Origin of the sequence: Chryseobacterium luquanense (genome assembly GCF_026460945.1) — a bacterium.
Lineage (GTDB): Bacteria > Bacteroidota > Bacteroidia > Flavobacteriales > Weeksellaceae > Chryseobacterium > Chryseobacterium luquanense.
Window position 1 is genome coordinate 156,630 of record NZ_JAOVZV010000003.1, and the last position, 14,529, is coordinate 171,158.

The 14,529-nt window shown below is 32.9% G+C and carries 12 protein-coding genes and 1 tRNA gene; 8 read left to right on the forward strand and 5 right to left on the reverse strand.

The genetic code is table 11. The annotated features are described in order from the left end of the window. Positions 1–45: 45 nt before the first annotated feature. Complete coding sequence (locus tag OEA66_RS04985; protein WP_066678756.1) at positions 46–516, reverse strand: Lrp/AsnC family transcriptional regulator; 471 nt, start codon at positions 514–516, stop codon at positions 46–48. Between the two features lie 134 nt (positions 517–650). Further along, positions 651–5,438, reverse strand: coding sequence for a translocation/assembly module TamB domain-containing protein (locus tag OEA66_RS04990; RefSeq protein ID WP_267280349.1), 4,788 nt, complete (start codon positions 5,436–5,438; stop codon positions 651–653). A 4-nt stretch (positions 5,439–5,442) separates the two neighbouring features. Between OEA66_RS04990 and tsaD the strand changes: the two genes are divergently transcribed. Genes tsaD through OEA66_RS05005 form a run of 3 tightly spaced genes read left to right on the forward strand, consistent with a single transcriptional unit; the run spans position 5,443 to position 7,675 of the window. Next, a complete protein-coding gene (tsaD, locus tag OEA66_RS04995) occupies positions 5,443–6,459 on the forward strand; it encodes a tRNA (adenosine(37)-N6)-threonylcarbamoyltransferase complex transferase subunit TsaD (RefSeq protein WP_267280350.1) in 1,017 nt (338 codons plus the stop codon). Between the two features lie 60 nt (positions 6,460–6,519). Next, a complete protein-coding gene (locus OEA66_RS05000) occupies positions 6,520–6,930 on the forward strand; it encodes a hypothetical protein (protein ID WP_267280351.1) in 411 nt (136 codons plus the stop codon). A gap of 49 nt (positions 6,931–6,979) precedes the next feature. Beyond that, entirely contained in the window at positions 6,980–7,675 is a 696-nt protein-coding gene (locus tag OEA66_RS05005; RefSeq protein WP_267280352.1) for an RsmE family RNA methyltransferase, read from the forward strand. Here OEA66_RS05005 and OEA66_RS05010 read toward each other — a convergent pair. After that, a complete protein-coding gene (locus OEA66_RS05010) occupies positions 7,672–8,226 on the reverse strand; it encodes a hypothetical protein (RefSeq protein WP_267280353.1) in 555 nt (184 codons plus the stop codon). The genes OEA66_RS05005 and OEA66_RS05010 overlap by 4 nt on opposite strands. Beyond that, on the reverse strand, positions 8,226–8,900 hold the full coding sequence (locus OEA66_RS05015) for a TrmH family RNA methyltransferase (RefSeq protein ID WP_267280354.1): 675 nt from the start codon (positions 8,898–8,900) through the stop codon (positions 8,226–8,228). The genes OEA66_RS05010 and OEA66_RS05015 overlap by 1 nt, the downstream gene beginning before the upstream one ends. Before the next feature lie 83 nt (positions 8,901–8,983). On the opposite strand from OEA66_RS05015, the gene OEA66_RS05020 reads away from it, so the two are divergent. Beyond that, positions 8,984–10,009, forward strand: coding sequence for an asparaginase (locus tag OEA66_RS05020; RefSeq protein WP_267280355.1), 1,026 nt, complete (start codon positions 8,984–8,986; stop codon positions 10,007–10,009). Between the two features lie 49 nt (positions 10,010–10,058). Next, positions 10,059–10,145 (forward strand) — tRNA-Ser (locus tag OEA66_RS05025). Between the two features lie 146 nt (positions 10,146–10,291). On the opposite strand, the gene xerA is transcribed toward OEA66_RS05025, so the two are convergent. Then, complete coding sequence (xerA, locus tag OEA66_RS05030) at positions 10,292–11,128, reverse strand: site-specific tyrosine recombinase/integron integrase (protein ID WP_267280356.1); 837 nt, start codon at positions 11,126–11,128, stop codon at positions 10,292–10,294. 157 nt (positions 11,129–11,285) lie between these two features. Here xerA and OEA66_RS05035 point away from each other — a divergent pair, with 157 nt between their 5' ends. The 3 genes from OEA66_RS05035 (at position 11,286) to OEA66_RS05045 (ending at position 14,503) form a co-directional block, all read left to right on the forward strand. Continuing rightward, a complete protein-coding gene (locus tag OEA66_RS05035) occupies positions 11,286–11,768 on the forward strand; it encodes a CPCC family cysteine-rich protein (RefSeq protein WP_267280357.1) in 483 nt (160 codons plus the stop codon). Positions 11,769–11,917: 149 nt separating this feature from the next. Then, complete coding sequence (locus OEA66_RS05040) at positions 11,918–13,150, forward strand: toxin-antitoxin system YwqK family antitoxin (RefSeq protein WP_267280358.1); 1,233 nt, start codon at positions 11,918–11,920, stop codon at positions 13,148–13,150. Between the two features lie 189 nt (positions 13,151–13,339). Continuing rightward, the gene (locus tag OEA66_RS05045) at positions 13,340–14,503 is read left to right on the forward strand and encodes a metallophosphoesterase (protein WP_267280359.1); all 1,164 of its coding nucleotides are present in this window, start codon (positions 13,340–13,342) and stop codon (positions 14,501–14,503) included. The last annotated feature ends 26 nt before the right edge of the window (positions 14,504–14,529 follow it).

Consider the following 14,529-nt stretch of genomic DNA (forward strand, 5'->3'; position numbering starts at 1 on the left):
AATGATTTCATAAGTTCTTCGGTATTTATATCGTCTAAAATTTGATTAAATAGAGATTGCGTTGATCAATCTGTTTTTATCGCTTAAGAATTCTTCCATAGAGATCATACTTTCAGTTCTCATGACGTCCTGAATGTCGTCTATTTGGTAGATAATTCTTTTTGCGTCGTTTGTATTTTTAGCTCTTACCTTACAGAAGATATTGTATTTTCCAGAGATAACGCTCGCTTCGATAACGTTTGGAATAGTTCCTAACTCTTTCAAAACCTCTTGTGTACGGTTTGATTTTGTTAAAAGAATCCCGATAAAAGCCGTGAAATGGTAATCTAGTTTACCATAATCAAGATTAAGAGATGATCCTAAAATAATACCTGCATCTTCCATTTTCTTCACTCTTACGTGAATTGTACCCGCAGAAACATCCATCTGCTTAGCAATTTCTGTAAAAGGCATTCTTGTGTTTTCTACTAAGAAATCAAGAATTTTCTTGTCTATTTCGTCCAGTTGATAGTTCATAATAGTGAAATTATATTTTTCCTAAAAAATCCATAAATTTTTTACAAAATTAAAAAAAATAATTAAACTAAAAAAATAATATCAAATATTAACAATAATTAACACGGATGATAAAAATCATTAAAAATTCCGAACTATTTAGCCTCTGATTTTACAGAATCTGTTTTTATTTCATTATCGTCTTCAGCTTGTTTTTTTCTGTTTTTCTTCTTTTTAAAGAAAGAATTAAAGCTTTTACTCCAAACGATACCTCCACCATAAGCCTGATTTGCAGAACCATTTGTTCCTACAGTACCAACTCCCATTCCAATGTTAGTTGGTTTAGAATATCCTCTTAGAAGAAGTGTACCGTCGTTTTTCTTTGAAATATCATATTCCACAGTACCTTCTCCCGAAAGATAGTTATTACTGGTATTTTCAGTTCTTGTTAAAGGTATTCCCAATCCTGTTTTCACTGTAATTCTTGGAGATAAATCGAAACTAACCCCTGCATTTGCTCTGTCAGCGTTATTTGAACCCGGATCAGATTTCACATAGTTTAAGTCCACCTGAAATTGATTACTTATATTATTAAATACAGATCCTAACTGTTTAAGAACCATATTATATCCTGTAGATTCTGCTACTCCAATCGCATCTATTTCAACTCCGCCTGCGTCTGCAACATTAAAATTATTTAAAACCAAAATAGATCCGAATTGTAATACATTCTCTCCTTCGGTTTGATTTATTTTTGTTGCTAAAGTCTGTTCTACTTGACTGGAAACGTCCAATGCCACAACATTAGGAGTCAACTTAGGATCTGTCAAGGTATTGGTAATCTTCATTTGAAGCAAAATCTTAACAGGTGGCAATTGCCCCATATTGAGATAAGTTCCGGCATTCGATACCATTCTTACATAATTTGCAGTGATGTCTAACGCTGGCTTCATGGCATCACCATCCCAACGAATACTGCTGTTTTTCTGAATCTGGAAAGTTCTGTTCAAAATTGCTTTAGAAACGAACGTTCCGCTATCAACCATATAAGATCCATTCATCGCAATATTTCCTTGTCGACCCATTTGAAACCTCAGATTATTCGCCATTCCTTTTACAGAAATATTCCCTACATCATCACCTACTAAAACATTTACCGAAGTTCCTTTATCAACATCAAGATTAAAATCGATGTTCATATTGGCTCCAGTCCGCTTTTTATCTTCTAAAGTAACTAAGCCATCTTTTCCTTCTTTAAGAAACCTCAACATTTTAAATTCTTCCACATTCGAAGTTGATGCTGAATTGAATGTAAACGTACTTCCATTCAAAGCTTTCATATTTGGAGTAGAAAGATTTAAAGCTGAAACCGGCCCGTCAACATATAAATCGCCTTGCCCGTAAATTCTTCCCCAAAATAAATCGTAATCTTTCTGAGTAGTATTTAACATTAAAAGATTATCGGCTCTCATTACAAGGTTGACTCCCATTGAAGATAATGTTTCAAACTGTATTGCACCTGAAATCGTTCCCTGAGAATTTGATCTCCCATCGTGAACCGCAATATTATTTAAAATCGCAAGACCTTTAGAAAGCGGAATCACGGTATCATCAAAAGAATAATCAACTCCTGTAAATAATAGTTTTAGCCCAAATTCTTTTAAAGCAATATCACCACTGTAATCAAGGTTTTTAAGAGTACCATTGATTTTTAAATCACCTGTTGCTTTTCCTCTTAGATTCCCAAAAATAGTCCGTACAAATTGTTGAGTAAAGGCAAGATCAAAATCTCTTAATTCTGTTGTTAAATCAATGGTTGGCGAAGGCGTATTATTATTCACCGTTCCTGTTAAATGCAGGTTGTTATTTCCAATCACACCTGCTGAAGCTACTTTTACATCTACATCATAAACATTCAGAGAAAAACCATTTACCGCAGAAATTGTTACATCTCCCATATCATTACCATTCATCATGATATTGTCTACGGTAAGATCTACCAAAGGCTGCAGTGTGCTTTTATCCATCTTGATTTTCACATTACCATTGGCCAAACCTTTAATATCCATAGGATTTCCACCCGACTGCATTTCTAAAAGTTTCTCAATCTGAAAATTCTGTACTTCGGCATCTACATAAAAATCTTTGGCAGATTTAAATATAGATTCATTAATCAGCAATGAACTTGTATCTGAATAAATTTTTAAATTATGAATCTCAAAATCGCCTGTACTTCGTCGATAACTTATATAATGGTCAAACTCAGGATTGGTATCAATCGCCCATTTTACATTATTCAAATTAACTTCAGTAGGCTCAAATCTGAAAACATAATCTCCTGCAGGATTTGTAGATTGATTAAAATTAATCGCATAGCTTTTCAGATTATCATTAATCTCATCTTCTGGATTCCCATGTTTAAAGTTTGTAGAAATCCTAAGAATGGAATTATTTTCGTTTTTACCTGTTAAAATAACATCTTTTAAAATATTTTTATTGTATTCTAATCTGCTGATTTTAGCGTAAAGCTGTTGTTCTGTATTGGCAGTGTTTATTCTTACCATGACACTGTCAACCATTGCACTGTCGCGCGTCACAGCTATTCTGTCATCCAATTGATAATCCGGATTTGCTTCTGCTAAAGCTCGGTCAGCTTCCGTAATTTCCTCTTTTTTGGTCATTACATACTTCAAAGAAGCTGCGTCAAGATTTAAAATTAGATTATTTGAATTTCCATCATATTCACCTACCACTTTTGCACCTTGAGGAAGTTTTAAATCAGGAAGAAAATAAGCAACAAGACCTTGTTCCACATCAAAATTCATTACAAAGGCCTGTCCACGATATAATTTTCTTGGTTCAGGACCCACTAAGATTTTACCTAAACCATTTTCAACCATTCCAGCTAAATCAGCCAAATTGTATTTTCCTGAAATCTTTCCATTCGCAGCACCGGGTGCATCGACTAAAATCGACCGTTCTCCTCCTTCAACATAAGTTTTAAGCTTAGCATTTGGAATATGATATTTTTGGTCAGCAGTAGCAAAATTTACATTTGAAGCTTCAACATCTAAATTCAAATCATTTAAATTAGACATTGCCATCTTTCCGCTTACTTTACCGCTTACAACCTGACTTCCGGTTTTCCCGGTAAAATAGTTCATGTTTAAATAAGCAACATCTGCATCAACATTTGCAGAAATTCTTGAAGTACTGAAATCTATTAAACCTTTTACAGTCGCTTTTGCCTGTTCGTCATTCACAGTAATCAAACCGTTATATTTTTTATGATCTAAAAGACCATTCAAAACCACATTATTGATTTCCTTATTCATGATTTCAATACTCGAAATCTGAGATTTTGTACTCAGACGCATGGTATTGACATCAAAACTTTGTCCGTCTAAATTAAATTTCCCTGAAATTAAACCAACCGCCTTGCTTTTCGTAATTACGGAAGTATTTAAATCATTAACTTCTGCATAACCTTTATACTTAGGCAGTGTTGTACTGTAATCTGTTAAAGAAAAATTAGAAATTTTTGCCTGCCCGATTCCTGTCATCAGATTTCCTGAAGAAACATAAACCTGTTTTGGATTTACTTTTGCGGTTCCATTGTATTTCAATTTACCAAAATCATCTGCAAAGGTTTTCATCTTTGACGAAACAAAAGTTGGCATCATCGCCTTCAGATCTTTATACGTAAAATCTGCAGAAAGATCATTGGTTTCAATTTGAAAATTACCTTTTAATAAATCTTTAGCTTTTAGTTTTTTGGTCGCAATATTTACACTCGGATTTCTGATTAAGAAATTTTCCAAGGTGAATTCATTTAAAGGACCGGTCATTTTTCCACTCGCATTAAACGGAATAAAATTATCCCAATTGGTCACAAAATAAGAGATATCATAACCGCTTATCTGGCTTCCCAATTTCATATTCATATCCCATTTTACTTTGTTGGTAAAATCTGCCCACGAACCTTTATTTAAATTAAATTTAATATCTCCCTGAAGAAGAGAATGATCTGTATTTAAAGTTAGATCTCCTAAAGACAGATAATCCTGAGTCATCGCAAAATCGGTAGAAAATGTCTCAACAAAATGAGATTTCCCCCATCTTTTAGTTGTAAAAGTAAAATTATCTATTCTTGCGGCAATATTTACACCGTTTACTTTTACCTTTGGTGCAATCAGGTTTACATTGGTTGCAGTCAACCATTTCCCCGGTTCTCCCGGAGAATTCTGATTAACTATAGAAACTTTAGAATTAAGAATTTCCAAACGTGCATTTAGCTGAAAAGGAGGTTTTGTGGGATCTTTCTTTTTCCCACTGTCAAAAAGCTGCGTAAAACGAATGAAGTTTGAAATACTGTCGCCTTTGTAAGTAATGACTTTAATATCAGCGTCATTCAGAGTTAAACCATTAAAGCTTAAAGAATTATTTTTTCCAATATTTGTTGCTAAAGAAAACCAATCAGAATTTGCTTTAAATTCTCGTGCTTTTATAAAATCTAAATCTTTATAATCTTTAATTCTTAAACCTTTTATCGTAACATCTCCAAAAAAATCTACTTCTACGCTTTCTGTCGACATTTTAGCTTTAAAATCTTTGTTGACGATCTGTAAAGCCTGATTTGCAGCCCATCTTTTGGTAACAGGTAAATTGATTGCAACAAAAACCAAAACAACGATTGAAAGAACAGTCCAAAACAGAATCAGCAATAATTTTGCCCACCAAGAATAGCTGACTACGTCTTTTGCAGCCTGCTTACCAAATTCCTGAGCGGTATCTATTGGATGATTTATAGCGTCGGAAGCCAATTCAGAAGCCTCTTTCACAGTCTCCTGAACATTTTCTACGGTCTTCTGTACCTGATCTCCCAGGTTTTCAGCTACCGATTTTTTGTTCTCATTTTCGTTATTATTCTCTAACTTTGCCATTATTATGAGCGACTCTATAATTTTAGGTATCGAATCATCTTGCGATGATACTTCAGCAGCTATTATCAAAGGAAATTCTATTCTTTCAAACATTGCAGCCAATCAGGAAATCCACAAAGAATATGGTGGTGTAGTTCCAGAATTGGCTTCCCGTGCACATCAGCAGAATATTATTCCCGTTGTTGAAAAATCGATACTCAAAGCAAATATACAACAAAATGCAATCTCTGCCATAGGCTTTACGAGAGGTCCCGGACTTTTGGGTTCTCTGCTTGTAGGAACGTCTTTTGCCAAGTCGCTCGCTATGAGTTTAGATGTTCCTTTAATAGAAGTAAATCACCTTCAAGCGCATATTTTAGCGCATTTCATTGACGATGCAAATCCTGTGCCGCCAAAATTCCCTTTTTTGTGTCTTACAGTAAGCGGCGGACATACCATGATTGTTTTGGTGAAAGATTATTTCGACATGGAAATTATCGGAAAAACTATTGACGATGCAGCGGGTGAAGCTTTTGATAAAATCGGAAAAATTTTCGATTTGGATTATCCGGCGGGACCGATTATCGACCGGTTGGCAAAAGAAGGAAATCCCGACGCATTTAAATTTAATAAACCTAAATTAGACAACTACGACTACTCTTTCAGCGGAATTAAAACTTCAGTTTTATATTTTATTCAGAAAGAAATAAAGAAAAACCCTGATTTCATTAAGGAAAACATGAATGACCTTTGTGCTTCTGTACAAAAGTGTATCATCGAAATTTTAATGAATAAACTGGAAAAAGCGGCAAAAGATTTAAACATAAAAGAAGTTGCCATTGCGGGTGGAGTTTCTGCCAATTCTGCGTTAAGAAAAGTGATGCAGGACAATCACGAAAAATTAGGATGGAATATTTACATTCCGAAATTCGAATATACAACTGATAATGCAGCGATGATTGCGATGGTTGCTCAATTGAAATTTGAAAGAGGCGAATTTACCGATTTGAGAACCACAGCGATTTCAAAATACGATTTGTAATTTTTTCATCCGAAAAATATTCTTTAGAAATAAAACAAAGACTTAAAATAACATCTACAGATGAAAATATTATTAGAAGAAAAAGTACTGGGAACGCAATCTAAAAAAAACTCAAAATATTATTGGGTTTTGGAAACTGTAACAGGAAAAAATGAAGTTAAAGAAGCACCGGAAGAGGAAGATTATCTAATGGTAAGTTCAGAAACAGGATTTATTCAGAATATCAAGGAAGAAATTATTGAAAAAATTAATGCTGAAAATGTTTTCAGCTTTGATTTCGAGCCAAAAGAAGGTGATTATTTATCCATCAAAAACAATCTAAGGAAAAATGAATACTTAAATTTAATTTTCATGAATAATATTTGGGTTGAAGAAATCTATATGTGTTCTTACAGAGATTGCGAAGGCGATGTTTACACCACCATAAAAACCGGAGTGGCATTTATAAGCGAAAATGAGATCTATTTTTAATAGAGTTTTAACTGAATCAAAATCAGACAGATTCTAAATATTCCATTTTATGAAACTTTTTTTTGGCGAAATCAATAACGGAAAAGCAATCATTAACGATGAAGAACAGCAACATATCGTAAAAGTTCTTCGCATGAAAGACGGTGAAGAAATTCATGTCACCGATGGAAGAGGAAATTTGGCTTCCGGAACACTAATTATTGAAGGGAAAAAAGCGACAATTGAGGTTTCAGAAATCAAAACTGAAACTCCAGACTTCAATCCGAAACTTCATATTGCGATTGCACCGACAAAGAATATTGACCGTATTGAATTTTTTGTTGAAAAAGCAGTAGAAATGGGAATTTCTGAGATTACGATTCTTCAAACCGAGAAAACTGAACGTAAAAATCTGAACATTGATAAAATCAGGAAACAGGCGATCGCAGCATCAAAGCAAAGTCTAAGATTTCATTTTCCCGTAATTAATGATTTGATTAAACTGCCAGATTTTCTTAAAAATGTAGATTCAGAAACTACTTTCGTGGCGCACTGCAACGAAAATTTAGAAAGAATAAATTTAAATGAAATTCCAAAAATGAAAAGTTACACTTTTCTGATTGGTCCTGAAGGAGATTTTTCGGATAAAGAAATTCTGTTTTTGGCAGACAAAGGAATTAAAGCAGTTTCATTGGGAAATCAGAGATTGAGAACGGAAACAGCGGGAGTTTTCGTTGCGGCTTGGAATTATAATAAGATGATTTAATCTATCCGGTTATATTTAAGTTTGATTTTCTCAAATTTTACTTTTCCATTTTTAATGAAATATTCTAATGAGTCATTAGTTTCAATATTTTCAAAAGAATATCCTTTTTTAATATCCGAAATAGTGTCTCCTTGGATTTTAAATTCGTAAAATTGATACGATTTCCCAATTCCTCCTTGAATGTAAACCATTCGCCAAAGTTCATTTTTCTTTTCCAGTAATCTTAATTGTCTAAAAGGCATATTAGGTTTGCCAACAACGTCTGTTATATTGAATTCTTCGTCAGGATTTGCGATATTGATTTCGCCATTTTCTGCCGCTTGAAAAAAATCTTTAATTTGTTGCGGAATTTTATATTTGTCATTAAAAATAATCCATTCTAAATCCTTTGTATCATCTGGATTGAAAGTTTTAATATCAGAACTGTCGATGTTTACAGCAGTAGAATCAATCGCTATGACTGTTGACTGATTTTCCGAAATAGCATTTTGGCCTTTCCTTTCGCAAGAAAAAATGAATATCAAAACAATCAGCGAAAGTATATTTTTCATCAAATAAAATTCAAATTATTATCTTTTTGATATTTTTCCAAAATCTGCTTACCACTTTTCACAGAATTCACCGCCCAACGAATCTTCATTTTTAATAATTTTTCTTCATTGAGTTTATAATCAATATCAGATTTTATCAGTTTTTGCTTCAATTCATACATACAAAGTGATGCTGCAACAGAAACATTAAAGCTTCTTGTAAAACCATACATCGGAATTGCCAAGGTTTCATCTGCAAAATCTAAAATTTCCTGGGAAACTCCTTCCATTTCAGTTCCGAAAACCAATGCGATGGGTTCTGTAATTTCGTATTCCGGAAGCATTTTAGCGTTGTTTTCTAAAGAAACGACAACAAGTTTATAACCTTTATCTTTAATTTTTTGGAAAGATTCCATGTTTCTCGGAAGTTTTTCAACTTCAACCCATGTATCAGCACCTTTGGTCACTCTTAAATTAGGTTCGAAATTATTTTCTTCCTGTAAAGCCACCACTTTGTGAAAACCACAAGCTTCTACAGAACGTACAATTGCAGCCGCATTTCTAAACTGATATACATCTTCTAAAACAGGAAGCACAAAATCTGAACTTTCGGGAGCGAAATGTTCAATTTTTCTTAATCTTTCTTCGGTTAAAAACTGCTTGAGGTACTCGTAAGTTTTTGCTAAATCTTCCATCTATTTTCTAATCTTTGCAAATTAACGTAATTTTGAAATTCTGAACCTGAAAAGAAACTCAAAATCTTTAATTTAAATTTAAAATGAAGCGAAAAGTCCTTCTGATTTATACCGGTGGAACGATTGGTATGGAAAAAGATTACGAAACCGGAAGTCTCCGCGCCTTTGATTTCGGAAATATTTTTGAGAAAATGCCCGAAATGAAACTCATGGAATGTGAAGTTTTTGTACATCCTTTTGCAAAACCTTTGGACTCTTCTGATATGGGACCTGAAGAATGGAGAATTATCGCCAATTACATCTTTGATAATTATAAAAAATACGACGGATTTTTGATTCTTCACGGAACAGACACAATGTCTTATACCGCTTCAGCATTGAGTTTTATGCTAAAAGGCTTGACAAAACCCGTGATTCTAACCGGCTCACAACTTCCAATCGGAGATTTAAGAACTGATGCTAAGGAAAATCTTCTGACGAGTTTGTATTATGCAAGTTTGTATGAGCAAAATGAAGCCGTAATCCAAGAAGTTGCGATTTATTTTGAATATAAATTATTAAGAGGAAACCGTACTTTGAAATACTCTGCTGAATATTTTGACGCATATTCTAGTCCGAACTACCCTATTCTTGGGCAATCCGGAGTTCATCTAAAGATTGAAAAAGATAATCTTTTCCGTTGTGATGGAAGAATTGAGTTTCATGTAGACGAGCATATTTCTGAAGATGTTTTATTCTGGAGAATTTTTCCGGGAATGAAACTGAATCATTTTAAAGAAATTCCGAAAATGAAAGTTTTGATTTTGCAGGTTTTTGGTTCAGGAACAATTTTCAGTAGTGAAAAAACTCTGGAAACTTTGCAGCAGATCAGAAGCAACGGAACGGAAATCGTGGTGGTAAGTCAGTGTATTTCAGGGGGAATCTCGTTTGGAAAGTACGAAAACAGCAATATTTTCGTTAAAATCGGGGCGATAAGTGGTAAAGATATGACCGCTGAATCTGCGATTACCAAAGCAATGCATTTAATTGATAACCCAAATTACAAAGGAAGTTTTGCAGATAATTTTTCGAGAAATATTTGTGGCGAAATCAGTGAATTAGCAGATTAAGAATTTGTTAATTCGATAAAATAGCCTATTTTTGCAGTCTTCAAAACATAGAGAGGTGTCCGAGTGGTTGAAGGAGCTACCCTGGAAAGGTAGTATACGGGTAACTGTATCGTGGGTTCGAATCCCATCTTCTCTACAAAAAAAGCGTTGTTTTTCAACGCTTTTTTTTTTAGTTTCTAACTATCGAAAATTTTAAAATAATTTTTCATTCTTTTTCTTATAAAATTATTTCAAAATTGAGCTTTCAATTAATCATGAAAAATTCTAACAATTTTTTAGTATTTAGTATAAATAATCCAATGGGCTTTTCACATTACTTTTGCTGATATCCGTAATATGTGTATAGATTTCAGTTGTTTTAATATTACTATGACCCAATAAATCTTTGATGATTCTAATATCAATCCCATTTTCCAACAAGTGTGTGGCATAAGAATGCCTTAAAGTATGTACTGAAGCCGGAGTGATAATTCCTGCTTTCTTCAAAGAATTTTTCAGAATTTGCTGTACACTTCGTTCAGAATATTTTTCTGAGCTTTTACCTTCAAACAGGTAGTTTTTTGGTTGGTAAATTTTAAAATAATCTCTTAAAGCATTTAATAATTGTGCAGATACAACCATCAAGCGGTCTTTATTTCCTTTTGACTGACGGATTAATAGCAACTTTTCTTTTACTTTAATATCAGATATTTGCAGTTCCAAAAGCTCACTCAATCTCAAGCCGCAGGAATAGATGGTTATAAGAATTGCTTTATGTTTAATATTTTCTGTGGCATCTAATATTTTTTTAACTTCGTCTCGTGTGAGAAATTTTGGCAGTTTATATTCCCTTCTTTTAGGATAGAGGTGCTTTAAACAAATATGGCGGTGGAATATCTCTTTATAAAACTTTGTAATTGTAGAAATCATCGCTTTCTGATATGATTGCCCTACTTTTCTTTTTTCTACCAGCCAGATAACAAAATTTTCTATTTGTTGCTCGGTAATATCTTCCGGCTTGTGTTTAGCAGAAAGTCTGAGAAAATAAGCAAGGTGCGATGCATAAGTCTTTACACTTCTATCAGCATAGCGTTGCATACGTAGTATTGTTACAAATTGATCTATGAGATTTTGATTCATCTTTTATTGCGTTTATCCAAATATACAGAAAATTAATTAACTAGTTTATAGACAATTAAATAAAATAATAAAAAGGATAAGCGCAACAATACATATCTTGTATTTACGCAATGCGTAAATTTGGATGTTAGCGGTCAGCTTAAAAGACAACCCTGAAATGAAAGACCAAGAAGATTATATCGACAATTTCAATCAGCAAAGAGAATTCTTTCAGAAGAACTTTGCATTAAAAATCGGCAGACAAAGAACCGATTTAAAAAGCGAAGACATTTTAAAAAACTCTTGCCCAGTTTGTGGCTATTTGACATTGGACGAACGAGATTCTTTTGACATTTGTGCAATATGTTTTTGGGAAGACGATGGAATAGATGACTTTGAAGAGAATAATGACAGCGGACCAAACCACATGACACTTAAAGAAGGACGTGAAGTTTTCCATGAAGCAAAAAGAAAACTATTGACTTCCAACTTTGGTGACGACAACTTAATTGATACTCTGAAAAATAAATTCATAAGCCTAGACAATTCAATAGAAGAAAGAAATTTACACAAGACTGAAATAATTGAATTACAAAATGAAATAGTTGACTTGCTAACTAAGAACAAAATATATGGACTTGAAAAACTGTTTGACAAATAAAAGCCGAACCGATAACAAGGGTTTTGCAATAGTGGGGCGAAACTTCAAAATTCAACAGTTGTTCTTCGGTTCAACTTTTGTGCAAAATTGAAGTTTCGTGCTTCGATTGCCCCACCATCGCAAAGCCCCAAAACGTTAGCTGATATTCTATGAGAAACATACTGATAATACCTTTGATAATTTTCACATCACTTTCGCTAAATGCCCAAAAGAAAATATTCAACAAAGAAAATCAACTTCAAAAAATTGTTGATAATAACAAAAAAGAATTAGGAGATTGGAAATATGATTATACAGACTCTTTTGATTCCTTATACGTTATAGGAAAAGAAAAAATTAATAATCAAAACAAGAATGGCGCTTGGGAAGCCTACTATACAACAGGAAAACTACATTCAAAAGGTGTTTATAAAAACAATAAAAAAGATGGCTTTTGGGAACGATACGACAAAGATAATATACTGATAGATTCTGGAAACTACAAAAACGGATTAAAAAATGGAGAATGGATTTCCAACCACAAATATGAAAATAAACTGGAAGAGAAAAGCAATTTCGTTTCAGATACATTGGATGGGAATTATGAAAAATATTTTCAAAACGGAAATTTGGAAATGAAAGGAAACCATATAAAAGGATTTAAAGATGGTAAATGGTTGTTTTATCATCAAAATGGGCAATTGGAGGAAGAAATTACTTTTGCAAACCACGAAAAACACGGTTTATATAAATCATTTCACGATAATGGTGTTCCATTTCTTACCGGACAATATGAAAATGGGGGAAAAATTGGAACTTGGACCTATTATGACAGAGAAAATATTTTAGGATATTCTGCAATCTATAAAGATAGTTTTTTAGAAAAAAAATATTTTTATGCCAATGGCAAAATAAAGCGAATAGATAATTATAAATTCGGAAAAGACATTGAAGAATATTGTAAATATTATAAAGTCATAGAAGATTGTCCGTTTTCTAAAAACGGAGAATACATCGAATATTTTGAAGACGGAAAAGTTAGCGTAACCTATTTTTATAAAAATGGATTGAAAGAGGGACTTTACATTGGCTATCATCCAAACGGAAAAAAAGCTGTTGAAGGAAGCTACACCAAAGACGAGAAACAAAATGAATGGAAACGTTTTTACGAAAACGGAAAATTAATAGAAAAGGGCGTTTTTGTCGATTCACGCGAACAAGGAGAATGGGAATACTATCACGAAAACGGAAATTTATATTGTTTAGGAGCGTTTAAAAATGGAAACAAAGATGGAAAATGGGTCTATTATGACTCTAAAAATCCTAAAATAATTAAAGAAACCCTAACCTTTTCAAACGGTTATGAGATTGGTGGACCCATTCCGACTTCAACTCCAAGATAAAGAACATCAGCTAACAAGGGTTTTGCAATAGTGGGGCGAAACTGCAAAGTTCAACAGTTGTTCTTCGGTTCAACTTTTGTGCAAAATTGAAGTTTTGTGCTTCGATTTCCCCACCATCGCAAAGCCCCGAAACGTTAGTTGCAATTTTACAAACCAACTACAAAAACAAACAAAATTAGACATTAAACGATGAAATTAAAAAAAACACTATTATTTCTGATCTTTGCTATAATTCTATACTTAGGAATTGGTGCGTTGCTTCTATATACTGAAACAATTCAAAGATTGTATATTTTTCCTGGTTGGTCAATAAAACACGGTAATACAGATGAAGATAATTCAACAGTTAATTCTGACGGTCCAATTATTATTTATGACAATGCCAAAATATTAAGCTATCAAATTTTTCCAAAAGACACTTTATTTATAACTAGCAAGGTTGAAATTAATAAACAAGACACTTTAACTTGTTATGTTGATGAAACAAAAGATACATTCAAATTTCAATTAAAAGATACTTTGCTAATTGAACCAACGGAATATAGCTTACCTAATAAAATGCTTGTCATTTCTGACATTGAAGGAAATTTTAAGGGTTTTAAATCAATATTATTAGGAAATAAAATCATTGATAATCAACTGAATTGGACATTCGGAAATAATCACTTGGTTTTAGTCGGAGATTTTTTTGACAGAGGATTGAATATTACTGAATGTCTATGGTTGATTTACAAATTGGAAAAAGAAGCCGAAAAACAAGGCGGAAAAGTACATTTTATTTTAGGAAATCACGAAATAATGAACCTAAAAGGAGAATTAAAATATGTTCGAGATAAATACCACGAAAATGCAGACACTTTAAAATTAGACTATGAAAAATGGTATACAAATAATACTGAATTAGGCAGATGGTTAAGAACAAAAAATGGCGTTGAAAAAATTGGTGATTTTCTATTTTTTCACGCAGGTATTAGAAAAGATTTTCCTGAAAAATACAGTTTAAAAGAAATCAACGACAATATAAGAAAAACAATAGATACAAATTTTGAGAAAAGTAAAAAACGAGATGATATTTTTATAGGAAATGAAAGTCCGCTTTGGTATCGTGGTATAGCAAAAGAAGATGAGAACCAAAAGGATATCGAAAAAACGCTAACAAAATATAAGGCTTCAAAAATGATTATCGGACATACGATTTTCGATCAAATTCAATTCTTGTATCATCAAAAAGTTATTGCAATTGACTTGGAGCACAAAGAAAATTCTGACAAAGGAAAAATGTTTGCTCTTTGGTTTGAAAAAAACGACTTCAAAATAACTGACCAAAATGGAACTAAAACAGCATTGAAATAAAAAAACTGCCACCAACAAGGGTTTTG

Excerpts from the sequence above, each read along its gene's own strand:
- OEA66_RS04985 (WP_066678756.1), bottom strand. The coding sequence starts at position 516 with ATGAACTATCAACTGGACGAAATAGACAAGAAAATTCTTGATTTCTTA.
- OEA66_RS05015 (WP_267280354.1), bottom strand. The coding sequence starts at position 8,900 with ATGGAAGATTTAGCAAAAACTTACGAGTACCTCAAGCAGTTTTTAACC.
- OEA66_RS05045 (WP_267280359.1), top strand. The coding sequence starts at position 13,340 with ATGAAATTAAAAAAAACACTATTATTTCTGATCTTTGCTATAATTCTA.
- xerA (WP_267280356.1), bottom strand. The coding sequence starts at position 11,128 with ATGAATCAAAATCTCATAGATCAATTTGTAACAATACTACGTATGCAA.
- OEA66_RS05040 (WP_267280358.1), top strand. The coding sequence starts at position 11,918 with ATGAGAAACATACTGATAATACCTTTGATAATTTTCACATCACTTTCG.
- OEA66_RS05010 (WP_267280353.1), bottom strand. The coding sequence starts at position 8,226 with ATGAAAAATATACTTTCGCTGATTGTTTTGATATTCATTTTTTCTTGC.
- tsaD (WP_267280350.1), top strand. The coding sequence starts at position 5,443 with ATGAGCGACTCTATAATTTTAGGTATCGAATCATCTTGCGATGATACT.
- OEA66_RS05035 (WP_267280357.1), top strand. The coding sequence starts at position 11,286 with ATGAAAGACCAAGAAGATTATATCGACAATTTCAATCAGCAAAGAGAA.
- OEA66_RS05005 (WP_267280352.1), top strand. The coding sequence starts at position 6,980 with ATGAAACTTTTTTTTGGCGAAATCAATAACGGAAAAGCAATCATTAAC.
- OEA66_RS05020 (WP_267280355.1), top strand. The coding sequence starts at position 8,984 with ATGAAGCGAAAAGTCCTTCTGATTTATACCGGTGGAACGATTGGTATG.
- OEA66_RS04990 (WP_267280349.1), bottom strand. The coding sequence starts at position 5,438 with ATGGCAAAGTTAGAGAATAATAACGAAAATGAGAACAAAAAATCGGTA.
- OEA66_RS05000 (WP_267280351.1), top strand. The coding sequence starts at position 6,520 with ATGAAAATATTATTAGAAGAAAAAGTACTGGGAACGCAATCTAAAAAA.